Origin of the sequence: Opacimonas viscosa, assembly GCF_024199005.1 — a bacterium.
GTDB classification, from domain to species: Bacteria; Pseudomonadota; Gammaproteobacteria; order Enterobacterales; family Alteromonadaceae; genus Opacimonas; species Opacimonas viscosa.
This window is the reverse complement of the sequence record NZ_JANATA010000002.1, coordinates 59,612-85,331: the sequence shown is the minus strand read 5'-3', so window position 1 is coordinate 85,331 and position 25,720 is coordinate 59,612. Positions and strand designations below refer to the sequence as shown.

Below are 25,720 nucleotides of genomic sequence, written 5' to 3'. Positions count from 1 at the left end.
TTTCCTTAAAAAAACAGGTTAACTTACATCAAAATGAATAAATAATCCGGTATTAACAGATAAAGGTATCACTCTGCAGCCAATAACAAGACCTACTGGCACATCATTTATCGCAATTAAAACAGTGGGCTTACGTTGCCAAGCTGGGATCCCGTAGAGTTTGCACCACTGTTTTATGGGTTTAGAGTGCTTAGCATCCCATGGTTTTATGAGTGCAGACAATGCCACTTCAGTACAAGTCATAGAAAAGTCTTCTAAATCTGCGCTTTCTGGAAACCCTAAGTGTAAATGATGTAGTTCAGATAATTCCGTAAATAGGCTGTTGACGGCTCCCGTTTTACTAACCTTAGCAGGTGCGTCAAGTAATTGCTTCACGAATGTCTCAGTAAGTGTGATTAATCGCGCTTCTTGTATTTCAGAGCTCAGCCATAAACGATCAGCGAAACGACGAATAATATAGCCCCCTACTCTGAGTTCACCTTGGGCATCGTCTTGGGCATTGATAACTTGAAACAGAGAACGGATTTGGGCCGTTGATAACACCAAATGCACAGTGTGTTTCAAATGGTATTGGCAAATCTTGACTTGCCAAGATTCAGAGTGCCTTTGTAGTTGTGAAATGATTAAATCTGAATTTTCATCAATGCACAGAGCGTATTTTTCTCTAACAACCTCTTCTAAAAGCGCTAAATCCTGTTGTAAGTGCGCCACAGAACGAGCTATGACAGGTGTCACGTTGGGCCAATGTGCAACAAAAGGCGCTACAATATTTTTGCGGATAAAATTTCTTGCGAAATACGTATCGGTATTGGATGGATCCTCGACCCATGCCAAGTTATGGGATTTTGCATAAGCAAGAATGTCAGCTTGTGCAACAGTAATAAAAGGGCGATAGAAAGATCTATGTGCTTGTTCACGCCAGCGTGGCATCCCCGCAATTCCGACACTACCAGCGCCACGTTTCAAACTCAGTAAAATGGTTTCAAACTGGTCATCAGCATGCTGCCCTAACACTATCACACTGTGTTGCGGTAAATGTTCTAAAAATGCTTGATAGCGAGCTTCTCGGGCATGTTCTTCGATATTTTTACTGGCATCAACAGTGACGGGGATAGTGAGTAATTGAATCCCAAGAGAAGTACAAAACTGAGCACAAAAATCAGCCCAATGATCTGCAACAGATTGCAGTTGATGATTGATATGAATTGCTGATAGAGGAAAGGTCGTATCACTTGGCCAATGGCTAGCAAGTGTGTGGAGTAATACTACTGAATCAACGCCGCCACTCAAGGCAACAAAAACTGGGCGAGAAGTTAATTCAGCCCAGTCCTTTGAGGTAATATTGTGCTGCAGGTTAACAGTAGCCAAATGACATCAAACGCTCGTAACGTTGCTCTTTTAATTCATCAAGAGATAACGTTTGCAGATGCGTTAATTGTTGTTTAATGGTCGCTTTAAAGTTAACGGCCATTTGCTTATGATTGCGATGAGCGCCACCTAATGGCTCTTCGATAATGTCATTAATCAAATCTAATGCTTTGATCTGTTCAGCGCCAACTCCCATTGCTTCTGCCGCAAGTGGTGCTTTATCAGCACTCTTCCAAAGAATGGATGCACACCCTTCTGGTGAGATAACAGAATAGGTAGAATATTGAAGCATATTCACTTTATCGCCAACACCAATCGCTAATGCACCGCCAGAACCACCTTCACCAATCACTGTACAAATAATAGGTACATTTAGCTCAGCCATTTCTTTTAAGTTACGGGCAATGGCTTCAGATTGGCCACGTTCTTCTGCACCGACTCCTGGATAAGCTCCCGGAGTATCAATCATGGTAATAATAGGTAAGTTAAAACGTTCCGCCATCTTCATCAAGCGTAAGGCTTTGCGATACCCTTCTGGTTTTGGCATACCAAAGTTACGTTTAATTTTCTCATGAGTATCACGGCCTTTCTGATGACCGATAATCATCACAGGCTGATCATCCAACATAGCCAAGCCACCAATAATGGCTTTGTCGTCTGCGTAAGCTCTATCTCCAGCTAATTCGTTAAAATCAGTGAAAGCATGGTCCACATAATCTTGGGTATAAGGACGCATTGGATGACGAGCTAATTGAGAAACCTGCCAAGCGCCTAGATTACCAAAGATTTTACGTGTTAAATCGAGGTTTTTTTCCTGTAATTTTGTAATTTCTTCTTCGATACCAACATCAAGGTCACCACCGCGATTGACAATCCGAAGTTCTTCTATCTTCGCATCTAATTCCGCAATAGGTTGCTCAAAATCCAAAAAGTGTAAGCTCATTTTTTACCCTTGTGTGTTACTTGGTTAGGCAAAGTTCAAAACAACGTTTTGTTTGCCCAGTAACTGTTTTAATTCATAAAGTAGTTGATCACTTGGCGTTACATACCAATTCGCATCCGGTTGTAACGTTACTGATAATTCTTGGTGCTCGACTGCGACTTCTAATGGGCAGGTGCCACCTACGTACTGTTGTAAGATGTTGACCAGGTCTTTAGTAATGGACGGTTGGTTAATATCTGGCAGTACTAACTGGATATTTTTGATGTAGTGTTCACGTGCATCCGTAATATCCATTAATGATCTTACTGTCATTGTATTACCATCAGAAAACTCATCAAAGCTGACCTGTCCTTTTACAAACAAAATCTTATCTGTTTGGAGCAACGGTTCGTACTCTTCATAGCTATCGGGGAACAATCTGGCATCGACTCGACCCGATTTATCATCCAAAGTAACAATGCCCCAGCGCCGCCCTTTCTTATTTGTCATCACACGGACACCGAGCACTAAACCTGCAATGGCTGATTGTTGCTCTTTACCCGTCGGCTTCAAGTCAGCAATTTTACAACTCGTATACGCCCTGAGTTCAGATAAATACTGGTTTATCGGGTGACCTGTCAAATATAAGCCCAATGTTTCTTTTTCGCCATCTAGCCATACTTTTTCTGGCCAAATGGGTACTTGAGCGAAGGCATTTGCAGCCTCATCGGCATCTGTTAATAAACCAAACATATCTGTTTGACCAAAACTTTCAGCCCTTGCATGCTGGTTTGCAGCTTCGAGCGCATCGGTTAGACTAGCCATTATGGCTGCGCGATGAGGACCAAGATTGTCCATCGCTCCCGCTAAAACTAATTTTTCCAAAACGCGTTTATTGATTTTTTTAGTGTCTATTTTTGCACAAAAGTCGAACAGATCGCTAAAGTGTCCTTGGGTCTCTCTAGCTTCAATGATGGCTTCAATCGGGCCTTCACCAACCCCTTTGATTGCACCAATACCATATACGATTTCTTCTTTTTCATTGACCGTAAATTTGTACTTTCCTGCGTTTAAATCTGGCGGCAGAATTGGGATCCCCATGCGCTGACATTCATCAACCAAAGTAACGATCTTATCAGTGTTATCCATATCAGCAGACATTACCGCAGCCATGAAATGCGCCGGATAGTGGGTTTTCAGCCACAAAGTTTGGTACGAAACGAGGGCATATGCAGCCGAGTGAGATTTATTAAATCCATACCCAGCAAACTTCTCTACCAAATCAAAGATTTTCATAGCCAAGTCAGGATCTATATTGTTGTTTTTGGAACCTTCAGCAAATACAGAACGCTGTTTTTCCATTTCTTCGGGCTTTTTCTTACCCATTGCACGACGTAATAAATCAGCACCACCTAGAGAATAGCCCGCCATCTCCTGCGCAATCTGCATCACCTGCTCTTGGTACAAAATAATACCGTAAGTTGGCTCTAGAATTTCTTTTAAACACTCATGTTGATAGTTAGCATCTGGATAAGAAATAGCTTCTCTGCCATGTTTACGATCAATAAAGTTATCAACCATCCCTGACTGGAGAGGTCCTGGTCTAAACAAGGCTACTAATGCAATAATATCTTCAAAACAGTCCGGTTGAAGCCGTTTAATGAGATCCTTCATCCCTCTTGATTCTAACTGGAAAACAGCTGTTGATTCAGAACGTTGCAGCAAAGCGAAACTTTTCGGATCTTCGAGAGGTATTTGGGTTATATCAACTTCTTTACCCGTACCCTCTTTGATCATATCAATCGCCCACTGAATAATCGTGAGTGTCCGTAAACCCAAGAAATCAAATTTCACTAAACCAGCGGTCTCGACATCATTTTTGTCAAATTGGGTAACCGGGTTTTGCCCTGCATCATCACAATATAACGGGGAAAAGTCCGTAATTTGCGTCGGCGCAATCACTACACCACCAGCATGTTTGCCGGCATTTCGAGTTACCCCTTCCAAGATCCTAGCCATGGTCAAGAGCTCTTTAACGTCTTCGTCGTTATCTTCTAGCTCACCTAACCTTGGCTCAACATCAAACGCCTTGGCAAGCGTCATACCTGGATCAGAGGGAATCAGTTTTGAAATACGATCGACAAACCCATATGGATGACCTAAGACCCGTCCAACATCACGAACTACAGCTTTAGCAGCCATGGTACCGAATGTAATAATCTGTGATACGGCTTCTCTACCATATAGCTCGGCAACGTGATCAATCACTTCATCACGGCGGTCCATACAAAAATCGATATCAAAATCGGGCATGGAGACTCGTTCAGGGTTTAAAAAACGTTCAAAAAGTAGGTCAAACTCCAGAGGATCCAAATCAGTAATATCTAACGCATAGGCAACCAGTGATCCGGCACCAGATCCCCGTCCAGGTCCAACAGGGATACCATTATCCTTGGACCATTGAATGAACTCCATCACGATCAGGAAATATCCAGGAAAGCCCATTTGATTGATGACAACAAGCTCAATTTCTAGTCGCTCATCGTACTCTTTGCGTTTTATTTCTCGCTCGGCTGCATCTGGAAAGAGCTTGAGTAGACGACGTTCTAGGCCTTCTTGAGACACTTTAACCAAGAAGTCTTCTGTCGATAAATCTCCCGTTGGGAAATTAGGTAGAAAATACGTACCAAGCTGAACGGTGACATTACAACGCTTAGCAATTTCTACGGTATTGTCGAGCGCCTCTGGAATATCGGAAAACAGTTCAGCCATTTCTTCTGGAGTACGTAAATACTGTTGTTCAGAATAATTTTTAGGGCGGCGGCTGTCCTCTAAGGTGTAGCCGTCATAGATAGCTACGCGAATTTCATGTGCTGCGAAATTCTCTTTATCCAGAAAAACGACTTCATTCGTCGCAACGACTGGTAAACCAAACTCGGCAGCGTGATTGACTGCTGCTTGGATATATTCATTTTCTCCAGCACGGCCCGTACGCGTCAATTCCAAATAGAAATTATCTGCAAAATGTGTCTGATAAAAAGCGGTAATTTGACTTATTTGCGGGCCTTGGTTTTTCAGCAATGCCATGCCTAAATCACCATTAACGCCACCAGACAAAATCAATACGCCCTCGGCATGTTCCACTAACCAATCTTGTTCAATAACTGTTTTTCCGTCAACATCACCCCGTAAATATGCTTTTGAAATCAACACAGTAATATTTTTGTAGCCAGCATTGTTCGTCGCAATCAAAGTCAAACGAAATATACTGGGACCTAGCACATTCCCTTTTACCCAAACATCTACGCCGATAATTGGCTTGATGCCTCGATTATGAGCTTCAGAGTAAAATTTGACTAAACCACACATGTTCATCTGATCTGTAATCGCAAAAGCAGGCATTGCCATTTCAGAGCAACGCGCCAACAACGGTTTGACTTTATTTAAGCCGTCCATCATCGAGAAATCACTATGCACACGTAAATGAATAAAAGGTTGCGACATGGGGAAATTTTTATAAGTTATTGTCGTTTGATTATAGCAAAACTATACCAGAAAAAAGAGCGATAATTATCTGAAACCAGTTTTTTCTGCGTCTTATTTGAGAGGGCTTCTACAAGCTAATAAGTTCGCTATGGGTTTAAAGGATGTGCGGTATTCAGGCAGTATCGGTAAGTGCTGCAAACTCTCCAAATGAGCCTTGGTCGGATAACCTTTGTGTTGAGCAAAGCCATATTCTGGATGCAGTGCATCTAATGTTTGCATTTCTGTATCACGAATGACTTTAGCTAGAATTGACGCAGCTGAAATTTCAGGAACACTGCCATCACCTTTGACAATTGCTTCAGCAGCAAAACGCCATTGGGGTAAGCGATTACCATCCACTTTGACAAAATCTGGTGTCACAGTGAGTCCCTCTACTGCCCGAGTCATAGCCAGCATCGTCGCATGTAAGATGTTTAATTCATCGATTTCTGCTGGTGAAGCGCGCCCAATAGACCACGCTAGGGCGCGTTCTTGAATAATCGGAAACAAGGCATTGCGTTTCTTCTCGCTTAGTTTTTTGGAATCATTCAGCTCCCCAATGGGTTTTAAGGGATCCAGAATAACTGCAGCAGTGACTACGTCACCAACCAAGGGCCCGCGACCAACTTCATCGACACCCGCAATCAACATTCGTTTTGCTCCAATAATTTACACACTGCATGGTGTGCTTGTAAATCTGCATTTCTTTGTAAAGCCTGATGTAATTCAGCAAAACGCTGAAAAACGTGACGGCAATGTTCGGCTGTGGGTTCTACCATACTAGAACCTGCAACAAGCAACTCTTTGGTCGGCAACGAAAGTAGTAAACGTTGGGCGCCATCTGATAGTTGCTCTGAAGCATCTAACAAAACTTGGCTTAGATACCCTGACAAGACGACTGGATTTACATCTTCTTGTAAAACCTCAGGAACTAATAATTCATCTGCTAAAATATTAGGGAGTGCAAAAAAATCAGGTTTGTACAATCTTCGCATCATACGATACGTCATTTTGGACATTGTATAAGCCGCTATCATAGGTTTTTGACACAGCATAGCTTCCAATGTGGCAGTGCCAGAAGATAATAAAACAGCGTGACTAGCCAACATGATGTCTCGAGCTGGGCGTTCCAAGACAACAATGTTCTTTGCCTCAGCCAAACTATGCTGGGCAAGTAATGTTTTGATTTGGGCATAACGTTCTGAATTTGCTGCAGGAATCAGTGCTTGCAGTTGGACTGGAACATCTAAAGAAGCAAACTGCTCTTGTAACAGTGCCAGAGTATCTAAAAACGTAGGGAGTAACGTTGCAACTTCCGCAGCGCGAGAACCCGGTAAAATAGCTAAAGTTAGACAGTTTTCAGGCACCTCACAACGTTGACAATAGTCTTCTCTCACTGTATCTAACGGGATAGCATCTGCCATAGGGTGACCAACAAAAGTATAAGGAACACCGTATTTTTCGTAAACCTCGGCTTCAAATGGGAATAAACCCAAAACATGGTCAGCCGCTTTTTTAATTTTGTGCATCCGCCCTTCACGCCATGCCCACACTGTAGGGCTCACATAGTGAAGTGTTTTGATGCCTTTATTTTTGAGTTTTGTTTCTATGGGGAGATTAAAATCAGGCGCATCCACGCCAATGTAAATATCAGGAGAGAAATCTAAAATTTTATGCAGTAATTGTCTGCGTATTTTTAGTAATCGTGGTAAATGCTTAAGCACCTCGACCAAACCCATGACACTCAACTCGTTCATGTCAAACCAAGAACACAGACCGGCTCCTTGGGTCAGTGGGCCACCAATACCTCTAATCTCGGCGTTAGGATATGTGCTTTTCAAATTTCGTACTAACCCCTCAGCAAGCATATCTCCTGAAGGCTCAGCACAAACTACGACTATTTTGGGCGCTAGCTTAGCCATAAGCTAGCGGATAATGCCTCGGTTTGGCACAGACAAGAAATCGACTAACATATCCAGCTCAGGTGTGGCTGCAGCTAACTCTTTAATCTCAGCAATCGCTTCAGTCACGGTTAAATTCTGACGATACAAAGCTTTGTAGGCACGTTTAATTTGCATGATTGTGGCCGCATCGAAACCGCGTCTTTTTAAGCCTTCGCTATTAATCGTTTGTGGGATATGTTTTAGTCCATTCACCATCACATAAGGTGGTACGTCACGCAGAATGACAGACCCACCACCCGTGAAAGCATGCGAGCCAATATGACAGAATTGATGAACAGCAGTCATACCACCCAAAATAACAAAATCACCAATGTGCACATGACCAGCAACGGTGGCGTTGTTGGCAAATATATTGTTATCACCCACCATACAATCATGCGCTAAATGCGTGTTCACCATAAGCAGATTATTATTGCCAATTTGCGTCAAGCTATTGTCTTGGATAGTGCCACGATGGATCGTACAAGATTCTCTAAATACATTGTTATCACCAATTACTAAACGCGTTGGCTCCGCAGCGTATTTTTTATCTTGGCAATCTTCACCAATCGAACAGAACTGAAAAAAATGATTCTTTTTTCCAATAACAGTATCACGCTTGACTACAACATGAGATTCAAGCACTGTTTCTGCACCGATAACCACATTCTCGCCAACATAACAAAATGGACCAATTGTTACGTTTTCACTGATTACCGCTGAATTGTCAACAATAGCGCTCGTATGCACTGTTGCTGTTGGATGAATATTGCTTTGATTTTGCTTCACTATTTACATTGCTCTCATTGCACACATAAATTCTGAACTACATACTTCTTTACCATCTACAGTAGCAGCTCCTTTGAATTTCCATATCCCACGACGCTCCTTGATTAACTCAACACTCATGTCCAAACGATCGCCTGGTACAACGGGTTGTTTAAACCTAGCATTATCTACACCAGCAAACAAATATAGCTGGTCAGTTTTTTCCATACTTTTGAAACCAAGTACACCAGCAACCTGTGCTAATGCTTCTAATATTAGCACACCTGGGAAGATTGGTTGTCCCGGAAAGTGTCCTGTGAAACAAGGTTCATTAAATGTGATATTTTTATAGGCTTTGATGGATTGTCCTAACTCATAATCTGTGACGCGATCAACCAATAAGAAAGGATAACGATGCGGCAATAAATCCATGATTTCACGAATTTCAATCGTGTTTAACTCGTTAGACAAAATAATACTCCAAGAAGATAGAAAAACGCCGCTACCATACAGGTTTATGGCCTTAAAACAAATCAGACCAAACGCTTGCACGCTTGGTCTGAAATAAAATATTGCCAGTATGAATTAGTTAGCTTGGCTAACTCGATCGATAACTTTTTGCGAAATGTTGAACTCTGGTTTAACAAATGTTGCCGCACCAGCATTTAACACTAAGTCATAGTCTTCTGCTGCAGAGATAGCATCAATCGCTTGCTTAACCAAACCTAATAATTTAGTCTGCTCTTCGTTTTGACGACGTTGCACTTCTTGTTGCAATGGCGTCGCTTTTTGTTGTAACTGAGCACGAATGTCCATTATCTTAGTCTCTAGCTCTTTTTTCTGAGCTTCTGACATAGTAGCACCATCACGACGTAATTTTTCGACGTTAAACTCACCATCTTTTTGTAAGTTTTGGACTTCTTCGAATTGTGCTTTGAATTCGTTATTGATGCTAGCCACAATTGCTTGTGTTTGTGGTAAAGACTGCAATACAGCTTGTACATCAACTACCGCAATTTTTTGCATGGCTGAAGCGCTAGCGCTCACAGCAATAGTGGCAAGTAATAAGGTTTTAATTAGCGTTTGCGTAAATGTTTTCAAGTGACACTCCTAGTGTTCTGTATAGTTATTATCTGAAAATAAATTAAAAAGTTTGACCAATATTGAAAGTAAAGAACTTCGCATCATCACCTGGTCTTTCTTTGATTGCTCTAGAGAAACTGAATACCAGTGGCCCCATAGGTGAAACCCATTGTACCGATAAACCAGCTGAACTTCTAAAGTTTTTCCAATCGCTATAATCTAAAAGTGGGTCGCTATTCACGGACAAACTTAGATCTTTATAAGCATCGTAATCAAATTCTGTATCCCAGACGTTGCCAACATCATAAAACAAACTGGTGCGCACTGACGAATCATATTCAACATCCAAAAATGGCGTCGGCACAATTAATTCTAAGCCAGCGATTGCCATGGCGTTTCCTCCCAAACTACGCTGAGAAGTAAACAACAAATCGTTTTCAGGATTACCAGGAATAGCCACACCATCTGGAGTTCCAATGGTTGACTGAGAGGTGCGCTGAACCCCTCGAGGGCCTACTGTGTTATTTTCGAAACCACGTAAGGTATCAGAACCACCGGCGGTAAAGTTCTCTGTAAATGGGAATATCTGCTCCACGCCATTTACGTCACCATAACCATTACCATAGCCAAGTCGCGCTCTGGCTAAAACCGTCCAACGTTGAGACCTAGTCAGAGGAAAGTAAAACTTCGTATCTAACATGGTTTTAAAATACTGCACATCAGAATTAGGTGTAGTCACACTAAATGATGCTCTTTGGGAAGAGCCTGCGGAAGGGAATAAACCTCTGTTCAGTGTGTTTCTAATCCAAGAAACTGACGCTTGTAAGCTTTCGTATTTCACTGCCGCATCAGGATTTGACTCATCTAAGAATTGCTCATAAAAACGTTCGGTTTGCTCATAAAAAGAACGATTGAATAATTCAACATTGGCGTAAGTTAAACCAAAGTTAATGCGATTGACTGCATTAATAGGATAGCCAATATTCGCACCAACAGAATATTGCTTAGAGTTATAACTGACGACATTGAAATCACTGCCATCAAATTCAGAATAACTAATTGACCCACCTAAGCTGATACCATCAATTGTGAAATATGGGTCGGTATAGCTTAACTGGACCGACTGCTGATAAGACACCGTATTCAAGTTAATGGCAACTCGCTTCCCTGTACCCAAGAAATTGTCTTGTTGGATACCGGCTTGTAAGCTGAGTTTAGTTCTATCACCATAACCAATACCGGCGTTAAATGACCCTGCTGGTTGTTCTTTGACAGAGAAATTTACATCAACTTGATCTTCTTGCCCAGGTAAGCGGACCGTATCAAACTCAACTTCTTCCATATAGGTTAATCGAGATAGCTGTGCCTTTGACGTTTCCAATGCTTGGTTGGATAACCAGGCACCTTCCATTTGAGTCACATTTTGACGTAATACATCATCAGCCGTTGTTGAATTCCCCTCAAAATTAATACGACGCACATAAATGCGTTTGCCAGGGTCGATGGATAGCAGCAGTTTTACTGTATTATCGTCATCATTAATCTCAGGGATCGTAGTAACCGTTGGGTAAGCATAACCAAAACGACCTAAATACTTACTCAAAAATTCTTCTGCATACGTGACTTGGGCCTGGTTATATAGCTCTCCTTTACGCAGTGGAGTAATCGCTTTTATATATTCATCCTGACCGATTAAATCACCGACCAACTCGATGTCAGAGACGGTATATTTTTCGCCCTCTGAAACATTCATGGTAATGTAAATACCATCTTTATCAGGGGTCATGGAAACTTGGGTAGAATCGATAGCAAAACGCAGATAGCCACGGTCCATATAGTAGCTTGTCAGTGTTTCCATATCGCCGGATAGTGTCTGTTGCTGATAACGCGTTTCAGACATAAAGTCCCACCATGGCGCGCCAAATTTCAGCTCCATTTGGTCAAACAGCTCTTCATCCGAGTATATTTCGTTCCCGACAATATTAATTTGTGCGATATCCGCAGCATCACCTTCTTCAAACAGAATTTTCAAATCAACTCGGTTGCGCGGTAATGGCGTGATGATAGCGGTGACGTCGGCTGAATACTTACCAATGCTGTAGTAAAAGTCTTTAAGGCCATTTTCAATCGAAGTTAATACGGTCTTATCTAAAGGTTCACCAACTATGATATTCGAGCCATCCAAAGATTCTTGTAACTGCTCGTCTTTGATATCGTCATTGCCTTCAAAAATAATACTACTGATAGTAGGCCGTTCCGATACTTTAATTACTAAAGTTTGGCCATCTCGTAATAATTCTATGTTCTCAAAATGCGTTGATGAATAGAGTGAACGGATAATTTGTTTGGTTCGGAATGGTGTTACGGTATCACCGACCTGAACCGGTACGTAAGTCAACGCAGCGCCTAGTGCAACCCTTTGCAAGCCTTGGATGCGAATATCATCAATGACAAACTCAGAAGAGTTGGCAAGAGTAAATGGTGCTGTAAGCAATAAGCTGCACGCGAATAAAAAATGTCTACACTTCATTAACTGTTATTCTTCCTAGACGAATTATTGTTATTGTATGGAATTGTGGGGTTCAGCGCAAAATTAACTGAATCGCATAATATCGTTAATTATAGCAATACCCATTAAACCAAATAAAATTACTGCACCAAAACGAAAGCCAATTTCTTGGATGTGTTCTGGTACGGGCTTACCGCGCACTGCCTCAATGATAAAGTACATTAAATGACCACCGTCTAACATAGGTAATGGCAGCAAATTTAAAATACCCAGGTTCACACTAATTAATGCTAAAAAGCTTAAAAAATAAACGATACCATAACTAGCACTCACACCTGCGCCTTGTGCAATTGAAGCTGGACCGCTGAGAGTTTTGACTGAAATATCACCAGTCACTAATTTAGCTAGCATTTCTGTCGTTAACGTCATCAACCGCCAAGTTTTTTCTATCCCAGCGCCTAACGCAGCAAAAAGACCAAACGAACGAGTTTCAATATATTCCTCAGGCCAATCCGTAAACTGCGGATTCACTCCCAATATTCCTATTCTGCCACTATCTGTATCGCGATAACCCAACGTGACATATCGATCAAAAACATCGCCGTTTCTTTCTACTGTGAGGGTGACATCTTGACCTGGGCGTTCTTGCACATAAGCCACTATTTGTTCCCATTTGGTAAAAAGAGTTCCATCAATTTTTAAAATAATATCACCTACTGCAAGTTCGGCTCGACTTGCTGGTGAATTTTCTGCGATGCGCCCTAACGACATTAATGCGCTAGGTTGATATGGACGAAACCCCAAAGTTGTAAAAGCGGAATCTTTATCTGGGGCAAAATCCCAAGATGTAGTATTTAGGGAAAGTGTTCTTTGAGTCCCCTCTTCAGTCACACTCAGGGCAATCATAGGATCGCCAATATGACTCACCAGTTCTAAGTTTACAGCTTCCCAATCAACCGTTTCTCGACCAGCCACAGCTACAATTTCCATATTTGGCTGAAGACCAGCGTCAGCGGCGATGGAATAAGGTGTCACATTGCCAATAATGGGTTTAACGGTAGTCAGACCGATCATATACATAGCAGTCAGAGCTAAAATAGCAAAGATGAAGTTAACTAAAGGACCAGCAAACACTATAGCAAATCGTTGTAAGACCGTTTTACTGTTAAAGGTCTTATGTTGTTGGGAGGCGGGCACGTCTTCCACTCTCGAATCTAACATTTTCACATAGCCGCCCAAGGGTATAGCCGCTATGGCAAACTCCGTACCATGCTTGTCTGTTCGTCTAAATAACACTTTACCAAAACCGATAGAAAAGCGTTGCACATGGACCTTGCACCAACGGGCAACAATAAAATGCCCCCATTCATGTACAGCGACTAAGATACCAAGCGCAATGATAAAAGAAGCAACATTCCATAAAATAGCTAACATGTCACTTGCTCCACCAAGGATTGGCTATATGTGCGGGTTGCCGCATCTAACTTTAGAACATCAGCGATAGAAGTACACGATTGGCTGGTGTGCTCTTGCAAGACCTGTTTGTTCAATTCTGCAATTTGAGTAAAAGAAATGGTACCTGCTAAAAAAGCCGCGACAGATATCTCATTAGCTGCGTTGAGGACTGTACAAGCTGATTGACCTTGTTCAGCAGCTGCAAGTGCTAAATATAAATTCGGGTAACGCTCGGGCTCAGGAGTACTAAAGGTAAAATCCTGTAACGCATTAAAATCCAAAGGAGCAACACCTGAAGCAATACGTTCAGGGTAAGTAAGGGCGTGAGCGATAGGTGTCCGCATATCCGGATTACCCATTTGCGCAAGTACAGAGCCATCTGCATATTGCACCATAGAATGAATAGTAGACTGGGGATGTAATACGATTTGAATATCATCATTAGCCAGACCAAACAACCATTTTGCCTCAATGAACTCCAGGCCTTTGTTCATCATCGTTGCAGAGTCAACCGATATTTTTTGGCCCATAGACCAATTCGGATGGGCACACGCCTGGTCAGCGGTTATCTGAGAAAAGCTATCTAAAGTTCGCTCTAGAAATGGCCCGCCAGATCCTGTTAACAATACTTTAGTGATTCCAGAGGTAGCCAGGTCGCCATAAACAAAATCATGCGGTAAACACTGGAAAATAGCATTGTGCTCACTATCGATAGGTAATATTGTGGCCCCAGATGCATTAGCCGCTGAAATAAAAATCTCACCGGTCATAACGAGACTTTCTTTATTCGCAAGCAGGACTTTTTTGCCTGCTTGTACCGCTGCAAACGTAGGTAGCAAGCCGGCAGCACCAACAATCGCAGCCATCACTGTATCTACATTGGCATCTGCAGCAATGAAATCAAGTGCAGCAGAGCCATAGTGTAAATCGGCACGACACCCTGATGATTGATAGTATGCGTTCGCCTCTTGGGCACAAGAAACATCCGTTAATACAATATGTTGAGCACGAAATTTAATAGCATCATCAATTAATGCTTGATATTGAGAATGTGCCGATAATCCAAAAACACGAAATTTCTCAGGATGCAAACTCAAAACAGCTAATGTACTTTGGCCTATCGAACCAGTTGCACCTAAAATTGAGAGGGTCTGCATTAGGCCATCCAAACCACATAGCAAAAGGCAAATACAGGAAAGGCTGCTGTTAGGCTATCAATCCGATCTAACACACCACCATGTCCTGGAAGCAAATTCCCTGAGTCTTTGATCCCCGCACAGCGTTTAAACATTGATTCATTTAAATCACCTAAAGCAGAAACGCCGACCGTAATGACACCGACCAAAATATGTAAAGTAATACGTGCAGGTTCAACCTGGTAATGCATCGCTGCAAAAGCAATAATTGCCAAAGACGCCATCACCCCACCGGCTAGACCTTCGTAGGTTTTACCAGGAGAAACATTTGGGCGTAATTTACGTTTTCCGAATTTTACACCAACAAAAAAAGCACCTACGTCTGCCGCCCAAACAATCCCTAATACATAAAAAATAAGAGAAGCACCATAAGTCGCATCTACATCATGTAAGCTAGTTCGTAAAACGACAATGGCAACCCATGTTGGAACTAGCGTAAAAACACCAAATAAATTACGAATAAAATTTGAGCGCTGCCAAAAATTACTATATTTCGGGTACACGATAATCATGACCAACGAGTACGCCCACCAAACTGTTGCACTGGTAAGGATCCAATAAAAAACTGAATTTAACTTACCTTGCACCCAAATCTCAGTGGCAGGTACCACGATACTTAGCAGTAAACACAAAGCTGAAATCAAGACCGTAAATACTAATTTCATTCGACGTTGAATAAGACCAGACATGTTCGCCCATTCATAAGCGCCTAAGCCCATCACAAAAACAACGGCATACTGAAAGTAATCAACAGGTAAAAAGAGAATAGCGAATAAAGCTAAAGGCGCTAAAATAAGTGCGGTGAGGATACGTTGTTTTAACATCAGGTAATTTGTTCCGAGATTTTACCGAAACGCCTCTGTCGATCCTTGTAGGCACTAATTGCATCGGCGAATGCCTGCTCATTAAAGTCAGGCCATAAAATATCTGTAAAGTAAAATTCTGCATAGGCGCATTGCCATAATAAAAAGTTACTTATGCGTTCTTCGCCACCAGTGCGAATCAATAAATCTAAATCAGGTAACTGAGCAAAAGAGGTGTAACTATCAAAAACGGACTCATCGACGTCTTCTGCCAACAGCCTTCCTTTGGCAACATCCACAGCGATTTTTTTAGCCGCTTCGGTAATGTCCCAACGACCACCATAATTAGCTGCGATATTAAGATTTAGTTCAGTATTATTTTGGGTGAGTATTTCTGCTGCTTGGATTTTTTTAACCAAACTCGCATCAAACGCCGATAAATCTCCAATCACTTTTAAGCGCACGCCATTTTTATGAAGTTTTTTAACTTCACTGCTTAACACGAGTTTAAACAATTCCATCAAAACAGACACTTCATCTTTCGGACGTTTCCAGTTTTCAGAACTAAATGCGAATAATGTCAGTGCAGATATACCATTCTTTCGGGCATAACGGACCGATGCCCGCACAGATTCAACACCTGCTTTGTGCCCAAAAGTACGCAATTTTCCTTTTTGCTTTGCCCAACGACCGTTACCATCCATGATGATGGCAACGTGTTGTGGGTTCGTTGGTATCGAATTAGATACAGCAACGGGTTCCTTTTCTAAAATTTCCATGGAGTATTATATTTCCATTAGTTCTTTTTCTTTTACCGCTAACATTTCATCGACTTTTTTAATGAAATCATTGGTATAAGATTGAACGTTTTCTTCGCCAGCGCGAGCTTGGTCTTCACTGACCTCTTTCTCTTTTAATAACTCTTTAATGTCAGAGTTTGCATCACGACGAATATTTCGAATAGCGACACGGCCGTTCTCAGCTTCACTACGAGCAACTTTGATTAAATCTTTACGACGTTCTTCAGTCAATGGAGGTAGAGGTATACGGATAGAACCACCTGCAGACATAGGATTTAAACCTAAATCTGATTGCATAATCGCTTTTTCTACCGCTTGGATTGCTGACTTATCAAAAACGGATAAAGCCAAAGTTCGACTATCTTCAGCAATAACATTAGCCACTTGTTTTAACGGAGTATCGGTACCGTAATACGGGACCATAATACTGTCTAACAAACTTGGATGAGCACGACCTGTTCGGATTTTTGCAAGTTGTGACTTTAATGAGCCTAAGCTCTTTTCCATGCGGTCTTGGGCATCTAATTCAATTTCATCAATCATTTCAAATCCTATTTTTCTAATTTTTCTGCATGTGTAATTAATGTACCCTCATCTTCCCCCATGACAACACGCTTTAAACAACCTGGAATATTCATATTGAAAACACGAATAGGTAGCGAGTGATCGCGGGCTAGAGTAAAGGCAGATAAATCCATGACTTTTAATTCTTTTTCTAACACTTCGTTGTACGTCAGTGTTTTTAATAGTTGGGCTTCAGGGTCTTTGGCAGGATCAGATGTAAACACGCCATCTACCTTAGTTGCTTTTAATACCGCATCAGCTTCAATCTCGATACCGCGTAAACATGCAGCTGAATCAGTAGTAAAGAATGGATTACCTGTGCCTGCAGCAAATATAACTACGCGACCTGATTTTAATGAGCTAATCGCTTCAGCCCAGTTATACCCATCACAGACTCCATTTAATGGAATCGCAGACATTAGACGAGCATTAACAAAAGCACGGTGCAACGCATCACGCATCGCCAAACCATTCATCACAGTAGCCAGCATCCCCATATGGTCGCCCACTACTCGGTTCATACCAGCATTCGCTAATCCTTCACCTCGGAATAAATTACCACCACCGATAACTAAGCCTACTTGAACACCCATTTCTACCAGTTCTTTGATTTCCTGAGCCATGCGGTCAAGGACTTTCGCATCAATACCGAACTCACCATCTCCCATCAGGGCTTCACCTGATAGTTTAAGTAGAATACGACGATATACAGATTTTGATGAGATACTCATGAATGATATTTTCCTTAAATTCGGTTAGCGACTTCCCATATATTGGGTATAAAAAAGCACCTCCTAGGAAGTGCTCTTAGTTTATCTGATGTTTTACAGAGTAAAAAGAGTTCTGCGAAATTATTTCTTCGCAGCTTCCATTTGCGCAGCAACTTCTGCAGCAAAATCTTCTTCTTTTTTCTCGATACCTTCACCCACTTCAAAGCGAACAAAGTCAACTACGTCAGCGTTTTTGCTAGCTAATAATTGACCGACAGTTTGGCTTGGATCTTTGATGAATGCTTGACCAGTTAAGCTGATCTCGCCAGTGAATTTTTTCATGCGACCAGAAACCATTTTCTCAGCAATATCAGCTGGCTTACCAGACTGAACTGCAATATCGATTTGAATTTCTTTTTCTTTCGCTACGACTTCTGCAGGTACATCTTCAGGTTTTACAAACTGAGGAGATGCCGCAGCAACGTGCATTGCTACGTCTTTTGCTAAGTCTTCATCGCCACCGTTAAGGATAGCAACAACACCAATGCGACCACCGTGTACGTATGCGCCAAGGTTATCACCTTCCACATTAATCACACGACGTGCTGAGATATTTTCACCGATTTTAGCAACCAAAGCGTCACGTACAACTTGTACTGTTTCGCCGTCTAATTCAGCTGCATTTAGTGCTTCGATATCACTAATGCCATTTGCACTAGCAACATTAATTAATTTTTGACCAAAAGCTAAGAAACCTTCGTCACGAGCAACGAAATCAGTTTCACAGTTAACTTCCATCATTGTTGCAACATTACCGTTAACTTTAGTTAAGATAACACCATCAGCTGCGATACGGCCGGCTTTTTTAGCCGCTTTTGCTTGACCAGACTTACGCATATTTTCAATTGCAAGTTCGATGTCACCGTTAGCTTCAACTAATGCTTTTTTACAATCCAACATACCAGCTGCGGTACGTTCACGTAATTCTTTTACCAGTGCTGCAGTTACTGCCATGATAATTTCCTATAGAAATAAAGTTGATACAAAAATGCCAAACCCTAGAGTTTGGCATACTTTACAAATTACTCAGAAGCTTCTACGAACTCTTCTTCAGCTTGTACTACAATGTTTTGCTCACGACCAGCGATAACTGCGTCTGCAACTGCATTGGTGTATAACTGAACAGCACGAATTGCATCGTCATTACCAGGGATGATGTAGTCTACGCCATCTGGGTTAGAGTTAGTATCAACTACACCCACTACTGGAATACCTAAGTTACGAGCTTCTGTTACTGCAATGTGTTCGTGATCTGCATCGATAACAAAAATTACGTCCGGTAAACCGCCCATATTCTTGATACCACCTAAGCTGCTTTCTAGCTTAGTCATTTCACGTTGTAACATTAACACTTCTTTTTTCGTTAATTTATCAAACGTACCGTCAGTGCTTTGCACTTCAAGGTCTTTTAAACGTTTGATTGACTGACGAACCGTTTTCCAGTTTGTTAACATACCGCCTAACCAGCGCTTGTTCACATAAAATTGGTCACACTTAAGTGCTGCTTCTTTAACTGCTTCACCCGCGGCACGTTTGGTACCTACGAATAACACTTTACCTTTTTTCTGAGCTACACCAGAGATGAAACCTAGCGCTTCATTGAATAAAGGAACTGTTTTTTCTAAGTTAATGATATGAACTTTGTTACGAGCGCCGAAAATGAAAGGCTTCATTTTTGGGTTCCAGTAACGAGTTTGGTGACCGAAGTGTACGCCTGCTTGTAGCATGTCACGCATAGAAACGTTTGCCATAATAATTCTCCAAATTTGGGGTTAGGCCTCCATATATCCCTTTGTTCGATTTAGACAAAACTGGGTTTTGCTTAAACACCCCGAACGCAGTGTCGATATATGTGTGTTTTAAATTAACGTAAAGGTGGGTTTATTGAGTCATTATCGAAGCGATTCCAACTCAAAACAGACACACATTTACGCGGTTGTTTACGCAATCACAAAATTGCGGTGGCATATTAAATCATTATTAAGCGCATAATTCAACATTTGCACCTCAGTTTTATTGTCTTGTCGTGCCATCTGTACAGACTTATTAAAATATGCGTAAAATCTCCGGCCCCCGCCTGCAACTGATTATTTTTAATAAGTGCATGTTGCGCCCAACAACACTGTTTTATAGAAAATTGGCACAAATACTTGCTTCACTGCTGACTAACAGTAAAATGTGACGCAATGATATCAAACTACGGAATTAACTATGGCTGCCACAATAAAAACAGCAGAAGAAATCGAAAAAATGCGCGTAGCGGGAAGGCTAGCTGCAGAAGTGCTCGATATGATTGGTGAGCATGTCATAAAAGGCGTGACAACCGATGAGCTAAATACCCTGTGTCATAATTATATCGTAGACGTCCAAGGTGGGATCCCTGCCCCTTTAAACTACGGCAATCCTCCATTCCCGAAGTCTATCTGTACCTCTGTTAACCATGTTATATGTCATGGCATTCCCAGCGATAAAAAATTAAAAGAGGGGGATTGTGTGAATATCGACGTGACCGTTATCAAAGACGGGTACCACGGCGATTCCTCAAAAATGTTTGTTGTGGGCAAGCCTTCTATTATGGCTGAGCGACTCATCAGAGTGACCCAAGAGTGTTTGTATAAAGCTATTGAAATAGTCAAGCCCGGCACTACCTTAGGCGATATCGGGCATATCATTCAACAACATGCCGAAGCACATAACTACTCTATTGTCCGAGAATTTTGTGGACATGGCATTGGCGCTGTATTTCACGAAGAACCGCAAGTTGTGCACTATGGTCGACCAGGTACTGGCGAGGTATTAAAAGAAGGAATGTGTTTTACCATCGAACCGATGATTAATGCCGGTAAACGCTACTCTAAAATTTTACCCGATAACTGGACTGTTGTGACCAAAGACAGAAGTTTGAGCGCCCAATGGGAACATACCTTGTTGGTCACTGCCGATGGGGTCGAAATCTTGACTCATCGAGCAGATGAAACCATTCCTAAAATCATCTCGCATGCCTAACCTGTTGTGACAGACTATTAAATAAGAGCAACGACATGATTAATTTTTGGTAGAACCTAGTCATATCAGGTTCTACCACTTTGATTATCTAAGAGTGGCATTGTGTTAAATGTCACAACACGCTAATCTTGTAGATACTTCCTCTTTAAATTATCTGATTCAAATGGATTTACAGACACTCCAAAAAAATGTCACCGCAATTCAAGATTTATCTGATATCGCAAGTTTTAAACGCTGTGTGCAAGATTGTTATACTTGGCTAAATGACAGTTTTTCATCAACACAAGTTGATGATTTAGTCACTGGAAGGGCCGATTTTGTTGACACGTTACTTACTCATGCTTGGACACTAAGTGGCCTCAAAGACGTCCCTGACTTATCTCTCGTCGCTGTAGGGGGCTATGGTCGTGGTCAGTTACAACCCTATTCCGATATTGATTTACTTATCCTCAGTAAAAAGACACTGAAGCCTGCTGTAGGTGACAAAGTGTCCGCCTTTATCACTTTATTATGGGATTGCCGCTTAGATGTTGGTCAAGCAGTTCGAACGATTAAAGACTGTGTGGAACAAGCCAAATTAGATATCACCGTTGCAACTAATATAGTGGAGTCTCGTTGTTTAATCGGCAGTGAAACATTGTTTGCTGCCATGCTAGAAAAGGTCAATCATAAAAGAGTTTGGTCTAGTAAGGATTTCTTTAGTGCCAAATACGAAGAACAAAAACAACGTCATAGCAAATTCAATGATACCTCGTACAATCTCGAGCCAAACGTCAAAGAAAACCCTGGATGCTTAAGGGATATTCAATCTATCGGTTGGGTTGCCAAGAAACATTTTAAAGAGTATGACGGCTACGAACTTGTCGGGCACGGTTACTTCACAGAACAAGAACACCAAGAGTTGATTAACTGTCGCAGTCAGTTATGGCGCATTCGGTTTGCACTTCATTTGGTTGCTGGTCGTAGCGAAAACCGATTATTGTTTGATTATCAGGCAGATGTTGCACATAAACTGGGCTTTAATGATTCAGATAAAAAGTCCGTCGAAAACATGATGAAGGGCTTTTTCCGTATCGTGCGTCGGGTGACCGAATTAAATACGATGCTTTTGCAACGGTTTAAAGTTGATATCCTCAACACTTCGGTTTCTTCAGGCAGAACACTCAATGATGATTTTGTGCTATGTGAAGATAAAATATCCCCACGTCATCAGCACGTGTTTAAACAGCCTGAAGATGTATTTACATTTTTAGAGTTAGTGGCCAATACACCTGATTCAAAAGGTTTAGATTTCGAATGTATTCGACTGTTGCGCAATGCGCGTAGAGAATTTTCTTCTGCCTATTGGGTAGAATATCCGTCCTGTAGAGAAGCATTTATGCGCCTTATGAAGAATCCAGCTTTCTTCAATTTAGGTTGGGATATCATGCATCTTCATGGGATATTACAAGCCTACCTGCCACAATGGGACAACGTTGTAGGCATGATGCAATTTGATTTATTCCATGCATATACAGTAGATGAGCACACCTATCGCCTAGTGAAGTTCATTGCGCATTATTTTTCTCCATTGAATAGAGCCTTCCCTCGCTGTGGCAACATTGTTAAAAATTTGGATAAACCTGAACTACTATTTATTGCTGGTATCTTCCATGACATAGGTAAAGGTCGAGGTGGAGACCATTCTAAGTTAGGTGCGGCTGATGTCATTGAATTTGGTGAAAAGCATGGTTTAAGTTCTGATGATACCGCCATGATTAGTTGGTTAGTTGAGTCACACTTACTCATGTCAGTGGTGGCGCAACGTCGAGACATATATGATCCTGAAGTCATTAATGATTTTGCCTCTACCGTGAAGTCAACGAATCACTTAAATCTGCTATACGCACTCACTCTAGCTGATATTCGAGCTACCAATGATAATCTGTGGAATGATTGGAAATCATCACTCCTAAAAGAATTATATGTGCTAACCACTAATGCGTTAGAAAATGGCTTGCAGTGCCAAGTCACCCTATTTGAGCGGGCAGAACAAAATAAAACAGATGCTAGAGAATTGTTAGTCGAAAAGCATTCTGCTGAGGCTATTTCTGAATTATGGCAACGTTTGGACAATAGTTATTTCACTCGGTTTAAACCTGTGCAAATTGCTTGGCACACTTCGGTTATTCTGCAACACACGGCACAAAACGCTGACTCTTGGTTGATAAAAATGTCTAACGATACTACCAAGGCAGGGAGTGAATTACTCATTTATGGCAAAGATCGGCCTGCAATGTTTGCCCAAATAGCCTCTGTGCTTGATAGTAGTAATTTATCAATACTTGACGCGCATATTGCAATAACACCGGATAAATATGTGTTTGATAGCATTATTGTGACAGATGGACAAAATGAAAAAATAGCAAATGACAAGCGTCTCAAGCGAATTGAAGACGCGATCCAAACACAACTTGAAAAACCAACCGTTAAACATGATAATAACCGGAAATTATCTCGTCGCTTGAAGCAATTAAACGTACCGACTAAAGTCCGGTTCTTTTCCGCCTCAGATGATGCGACACTTATAGAATTAGAAGCCTTGGATGCACCAGGCCTACTTGCTGAAATTGGCCACATATTTGTTGATTTCAACCTCACCTTACGACTTGCTAAAATTTCAACTATTGGGGAGCGTGCTGAAGATATATTTATTGTCAGTGACGAGTTCGACCAAGCATTGAATACAGAATTACAGCTTGCTTTAAAAAAGCAGATTATTTTGCAACTTGATCAATCGGAAAACCATTCATAATGAGCGATTTACAACAAACAATCGAAGCGGCATTTGATGCCAGAGACACTATTTCACCTAGTACAGTAACAGCAGAAGTCAAAGCAGCTGTAGACCAAAGCATCGCCTTGTTAAACAGTGGTGAAGCTCGCGTTGCTGAAAAAATTGATGGCGAATGGGTCGTTAATCAATGGCTCAAAAAAGCTGTCTTATTATATTTTCGTTGTTACAACAATGACATTATTGATGGCGCTGAAACGCAATATTTTGACAAAGTTCCTTTAAAATATACTGACTATACTGCTGCACAATTCGCCGCAGAAGGTGTGCGTATTGTACCCCCAGCCGCAGTTCGAACTGCTACATTTATTGGTAAAAACGCAGTTATCATGCCTTCTTACGTAAATATTGGTGCCTACGTTGACGAAGGCACTATGGTAGATACATGGGCAACTGTTGGCTCATGTGCACAAATTGGTAAAAACGTCCATTTATCTGGTGGTGTAGGCATTGGTGGTGTACTTGAACCATTACAGGCGAATCCAACTATCATTGAAGACAACTGCTTCATTGGCGCACGCTCTGAAATCGTAGAAGGTGTCATTGTCGAAGAAGGCGCTGTCATCTCTATGGGGGTTTACATCGGTCAGTCGACTCGTATATATGATCGTGAAACGGGTGAAATCCACTATGGTCGTGTTCCTGCAGGCTCTGTTGTCGTATCAGGTTCTCTACCAAGTAAATGTGGCAACTACAGCTTGTATGCTGCGATTATCGTGAAAAAAGTAGATGCAAAAACACGTGCTAAAGTAGGTATCAATGCCCTACTTCGTGATGCTGAATAAAGATTAGGTTTACACCTAATTAAAAAGGAGCCTAGGGGCTCCTTTTTTGTTGTTGGAATAAAACCAATGTCAATTAAGACATAACTAAACGCTGGTTAGTTAGTCTTTAATTAAATTTGTCATGGTGCTCTTCTAGCCACGCTAAAACATCTTTTTCTGGTTCAAATGTTTCCATAGCATCGATTTCTAATAACGGTTGAATAGGTTCACCTTGGAGGTCGCTCAACAATGCAAAAAACTGCTTTCCTGCACCGCAATACGATTCACAGTAAGAGCTATCGCCTAATGCAGCAACTGCGAACTTTTTGCCTGTTTGCATTGGCATTAAGTCTTTTGCATCAGCAAAGAAAAGTTCCAAATTTGGCGGCACATCTCCCATACCGGTGGTCGACGTAACCACAAATATTGCATCATGATCGTCCAAAATACCCAGGTCAGGATCTGTCTCAGTAATAACCTCATGGCCATTATTCGTTAAAAATTCTGCAGCTTGCTCAGCAACATTTTGTGCATTGCCATAAACTGAACCTACTAAAATACCGATATTTGCCACTTACTATTCCTCTAAAATTGCAAAAGCTTCAAGATATTTCGAAAATTTCTGAAGCTCTTCAGATAATGGACATTCTATAACTAAAGGCGCGTTCGTCAAAGGATGTATCATTGTTAAACGGGTATGAGCCAAACCCAAACGGTGCAAGTCACCCTCATCTCGATAAAATTGATTGTGCTTACCATCACCATGCGTAGTATCTCCCAAAATGGGATGATTAACATGTGCTAAGTGCCTTCTTAGCTGATGTTTTCTCCCTGTGTGTGGGATTAACTTTACAAAACTACACCGAGTAGAAGCGTAACGCCCTGTCGCTTTAGGGATTTCAAAACGCCGTAAACAACTAGCATCTGTTTGTGCTACTTGGGCTGCTTTATCTTGATCGGCCATTTTATCAGCTATTTTGTCAAGTTTCTCTTTTAAAGCATAGTCAATATGTTGGTCTTTCAACCAGCCTCGTACCCATGCATGATACTCCTTATGCCACTGTTTAGCTTCAATTTGCTGACTGACTACTCGCGCAATATCACTTGACAAAGCAAACACTAAAATACCTGATGTGGGTTTATCCAAACGATGAACGGGATACACATACTGACCAATCTGATCTCGGATAATACGCATAGCATAGCGAGTCTCATGCTTATCAATCAGGCTTTTGTGCACTAATAAACCGCTGGGTTTATGGACGACAACCAACGCTTCATCTTGATACAGTATTGGTAAGATCTCAGGCGTATTAGTTGCTTCTTCTGACATGTAACCAGCCTTAAAATAACAAATTCTGTACGGATATTACCACAGAGGGGTTTCATCGATATAGCGTTTCTTTATGGC

22 protein-coding genes are annotated in these 25,720 nt (G+C 41.5%); 3 read left to right on the top strand and 19 right to left on the bottom strand.

The genetic code is table 11. The features are described 5' to 3' along the window. Positions 1–18: 18 nt before the first annotated feature. From tilS to rpsB, 17 genes are all read right to left on the bottom strand, one after another. Positions 19–1,368, bottom strand: a complete 1,350-nt coding sequence (gene tilS / locus NLF92_RS02375; RefSeq protein WP_254098483.1) for a tRNA lysidine(34) synthetase TilS — start codon at positions 1,366–1,368, stop codon at positions 19–21. After that, positions 1,355–2,311, bottom strand: coding sequence for an acetyl-CoA carboxylase carboxyl transferase subunit alpha (gene accA, locus NLF92_RS02370; protein ID WP_254098481.1), 957 nt, complete (start codon positions 2,309–2,311; stop codon positions 1,355–1,357). The genes tilS and accA overlap by 14 nt, the downstream gene beginning before the upstream one ends. Before the next feature lie 24 nt (positions 2,312–2,335). After that, complete coding sequence (dnaE, locus tag NLF92_RS02365; protein WP_254098479.1) at positions 2,336–5,794, bottom strand: DNA polymerase III subunit alpha; 3,459 nt, start codon at positions 5,792–5,794, stop codon at positions 2,336–2,338. Between the two features lie 93 nt (positions 5,795–5,887). Further along, positions 5,888–6,466, bottom strand: coding sequence for a ribonuclease HII (gene rnhB, locus NLF92_RS02360; protein ID WP_254098477.1), 579 nt, complete (start codon positions 6,464–6,466; stop codon positions 5,888–5,890). After that, complete coding sequence (lpxB, locus tag NLF92_RS02355) at positions 6,460–7,737, bottom strand: lipid-A-disaccharide synthase (protein ID WP_254098475.1); 1,278 nt, start codon at positions 7,735–7,737, stop codon at positions 6,460–6,462. The genes rnhB and lpxB overlap by 7 nt, the downstream gene beginning before the upstream one ends. A gap of 3 nt (positions 7,738–7,740) precedes the next feature. Continuing rightward, complete coding sequence (gene lpxA, locus NLF92_RS02350) at positions 7,741–8,547, bottom strand: acyl-ACP--UDP-N-acetylglucosamine O-acyltransferase (RefSeq protein ID WP_254098473.1); 807 nt, start codon at positions 8,545–8,547, stop codon at positions 7,741–7,743. Between the two features lie 3 nt (positions 8,548–8,550). Next, the gene (gene fabZ / locus NLF92_RS02345) at positions 8,551–8,997 is read right to left on the bottom strand and encodes a 3-hydroxyacyl-ACP dehydratase FabZ (RefSeq protein WP_254098472.1); all 447 of its coding nucleotides are present in this window, start codon (positions 8,995–8,997) and stop codon (positions 8,551–8,553) included. 114 nt (positions 8,998–9,111) lie between these two features. After that, positions 9,112–9,627, bottom strand: coding sequence for an OmpH/Skp family outer membrane protein (locus tag NLF92_RS02340; RefSeq protein WP_254098470.1), 516 nt, complete (start codon positions 9,625–9,627; stop codon positions 9,112–9,114). A 43-nt stretch (positions 9,628–9,670) separates the two neighbouring features. Beyond that, the gene (bamA, locus tag NLF92_RS02335) at positions 9,671–12,139 is read right to left on the bottom strand and encodes an outer membrane protein assembly factor BamA (protein ID WP_254098469.1); all 2,469 of its coding nucleotides are present in this window, start codon (positions 12,137–12,139) and stop codon (positions 9,671–9,673) included. Between the two features lie 63 nt (positions 12,140–12,202). Beyond that, entirely contained in the window at positions 12,203–13,552 is a 1,350-nt protein-coding gene (gene rseP, locus NLF92_RS02330) for a sigma E protease regulator RseP (protein WP_254098467.1), read from the bottom strand. After that, a complete protein-coding gene (ispC, locus tag NLF92_RS02325; protein ID WP_254098465.1) occupies positions 13,546–14,730 on the bottom strand; it encodes a 1-deoxy-D-xylulose-5-phosphate reductoisomerase in 1,185 nt (394 codons plus the stop codon). Before ispC ends, rseP begins: the two co-directional genes overlap by 7 nt. After that, the gene (locus tag NLF92_RS02320; protein WP_254098463.1) at positions 14,730–15,593 is read right to left on the bottom strand and encodes a phosphatidate cytidylyltransferase; all 864 of its coding nucleotides are present in this window, start codon (positions 15,591–15,593) and stop codon (positions 14,730–14,732) included. Before NLF92_RS02320 ends, ispC begins: the two co-directional genes overlap by 1 nt. Next, entirely contained in the window at positions 15,593–16,351 is a 759-nt protein-coding gene (uppS, locus tag NLF92_RS02315; protein ID WP_254098461.1) for a polyprenyl diphosphate synthase, read from the bottom strand. The genes NLF92_RS02320 and uppS overlap by 1 nt, the downstream gene beginning before the upstream one ends. Positions 16,352–16,357: 6 nt before the next feature. Continuing rightward, a complete protein-coding gene (gene frr, locus NLF92_RS02310; protein WP_254098456.1) occupies positions 16,358–16,915 on the bottom strand; it encodes a ribosome recycling factor in 558 nt (185 codons plus the stop codon). 8 nt (positions 16,916–16,923) lie between these two features. Then, the gene (gene pyrH / locus NLF92_RS02305) at positions 16,924–17,667 is read right to left on the bottom strand and encodes a UMP kinase (protein ID WP_254098454.1); all 744 of its coding nucleotides are present in this window, start codon (positions 17,665–17,667) and stop codon (positions 16,924–16,926) included. Positions 17,668–17,787: 120 nt separating this feature from the next. After that, positions 17,788–18,660 (bottom strand): translation elongation factor Ts, encoded by an 873-nt coding sequence (gene tsf / locus NLF92_RS02300; protein ID WP_254098452.1) that lies wholly within the window; start codon positions 18,658–18,660, stop codon positions 17,788–17,790. Between the two features lie 68 nt (positions 18,661–18,728). After that, positions 18,729–19,457, bottom strand: a complete 729-nt coding sequence (gene rpsB / locus NLF92_RS02295; RefSeq protein ID WP_254098450.1) for a 30S ribosomal protein S2 — start codon at positions 19,455–19,457, stop codon at positions 18,729–18,731. Between the two features lie 460 nt (positions 19,458–19,917). Here rpsB and map point away from each other — a divergent pair, with 460 nt between their 5' ends. From map to dapD, 3 genes are all read left to right on the top strand, one after another. Next, positions 19,918–20,712: a type I methionyl aminopeptidase gene (gene map, locus NLF92_RS02290; RefSeq protein ID WP_254098448.1), complete on the top strand. Its 795-nt coding sequence runs from the start codon at positions 19,918–19,920 to the stop codon at positions 20,710–20,712. Positions 20,713–20,875: 163 nt separating this feature from the next. Further along, a complete protein-coding gene (gene glnD / locus NLF92_RS02285; protein ID WP_254098636.1) occupies positions 20,876–23,506 on the top strand; it encodes a [protein-PII] uridylyltransferase in 2,631 nt (876 codons plus the stop codon). Beyond that, positions 23,506–24,330 carry a 2,3,4,5-tetrahydropyridine-2,6-dicarboxylate N-succinyltransferase gene (gene dapD / locus NLF92_RS02280; protein ID WP_254098446.1) on the top strand — a complete coding sequence of 275 codons (825 nt, stop codon included), beginning with the start codon at positions 23,506–23,508 and terminating at the stop codon, positions 24,328–24,330. Before glnD ends, dapD begins: the two co-directional genes overlap by 1 nt. Positions 24,331–24,436: 106 nt before the next feature. Here dapD and NLF92_RS02275 read toward each other — a convergent pair whose 3' ends face one another. Together NLF92_RS02275 and NLF92_RS02270 are read right to left on the bottom strand one after the other, a co-directional pair. Further along, positions 24,437–24,883, bottom strand: a complete 447-nt coding sequence (locus NLF92_RS02275) for a flavodoxin domain-containing protein (RefSeq protein WP_254098444.1) — start codon at positions 24,881–24,883, stop codon at positions 24,437–24,439. A 3-nt stretch (positions 24,884–24,886) separates the two neighbouring features. Further along, positions 24,887–25,642, bottom strand: coding sequence for a pseudouridine synthase (locus NLF92_RS02270; protein WP_254098442.1), 756 nt, complete (start codon positions 25,640–25,642; stop codon positions 24,887–24,889). Positions 25,643–25,720 lie beyond the last annotated feature (78 nt).

Excerpts from the sequence above, each read along its gene's own strand:
- bamA (WP_254098469.1), bottom strand. The coding sequence starts at position 12,139 with ATGAAGTGTAGACATTTTTTATTCGCGTGCAGCTTATTGCTTACAGCA.
- glnD (WP_254098636.1), top strand. The coding sequence starts at position 20,876 with ATGGATTTACAGACACTCCAAAAAAATGTCACCGCAATTCAAGATTTA.
- uppS (WP_254098461.1), bottom strand. The coding sequence starts at position 16,351 with ATGGAAATTTTAGAAAAGGAACCCGTTGCTGTATCTAATTCGATACCA.
- lpxB (WP_254098475.1), bottom strand. The coding sequence starts at position 7,737 with ATGGCTAAGCTAGCGCCCAAAATAGTCGTAGTTTGTGCTGAGCCTTCA.
- NLF92_RS02320 (WP_254098463.1), bottom strand. The coding sequence starts at position 15,593 with ATGTTAAAACAACGTATCCTCACCGCACTTATTTTAGCGCCTTTAGCT.
- rnhB (WP_254098477.1), bottom strand. The coding sequence starts at position 6,466 with ATGTTGATTGCGGGTGTCGATGAAGTTGGTCGCGGGCCCTTGGTTGGT.
- rpsB (WP_254098450.1), bottom strand. The coding sequence starts at position 19,457 with ATGGCAAACGTTTCTATGCGTGACATGCTACAAGCAGGCGTACACTTC.
- tsf (WP_254098452.1), bottom strand. The coding sequence starts at position 18,660 with ATGGCAGTAACTGCAGCACTGGTAAAAGAATTACGTGAACGTACCGCA.
- dnaE (WP_254098479.1), bottom strand. The coding sequence starts at position 5,794 with ATGTCGCAACCTTTTATTCATTTACGTGTGCATAGTGATTTCTCGATG.
- rseP (WP_254098467.1), bottom strand. The coding sequence starts at position 13,552 with ATGTTAGCTATTTTATGGAATGTTGCTTCTTTTATCATTGCGCTTGGT.
- ispC (WP_254098465.1), bottom strand. The coding sequence starts at position 14,730 with ATGCAGACCCTCTCAATTTTAGGTGCAACTGGTTCGATAGGCCAAAGT.
- map (WP_254098448.1), top strand. The coding sequence starts at position 19,918 with ATGGCTGCCACAATAAAAACAGCAGAAGAAATCGAAAAAATGCGCGTA.
- pyrH (WP_254098454.1), bottom strand. The coding sequence starts at position 17,667 with ATGAGTATCTCATCAAAATCTGTATATCGTCGTATTCTACTTAAACTA.
- frr (WP_254098456.1), bottom strand. The coding sequence starts at position 16,915 with ATGATTGATGAAATTGAATTAGATGCCCAAGACCGCATGGAAAAGAGC.
- dapD (WP_254098446.1), top strand. The coding sequence starts at position 23,506 with ATGAGCGATTTACAACAAACAATCGAAGCGGCATTTGATGCCAGAGAC.
- NLF92_RS02270 (WP_254098442.1), bottom strand. The coding sequence starts at position 25,642 with ATGTCAGAAGAAGCAACTAATACGCCTGAGATCTTACCAATACTGTAT.
- accA (WP_254098481.1), bottom strand. The coding sequence starts at position 2,311 with ATGAGCTTACACTTTTTGGATTTTGAGCAACCTATTGCGGAATTAGAT.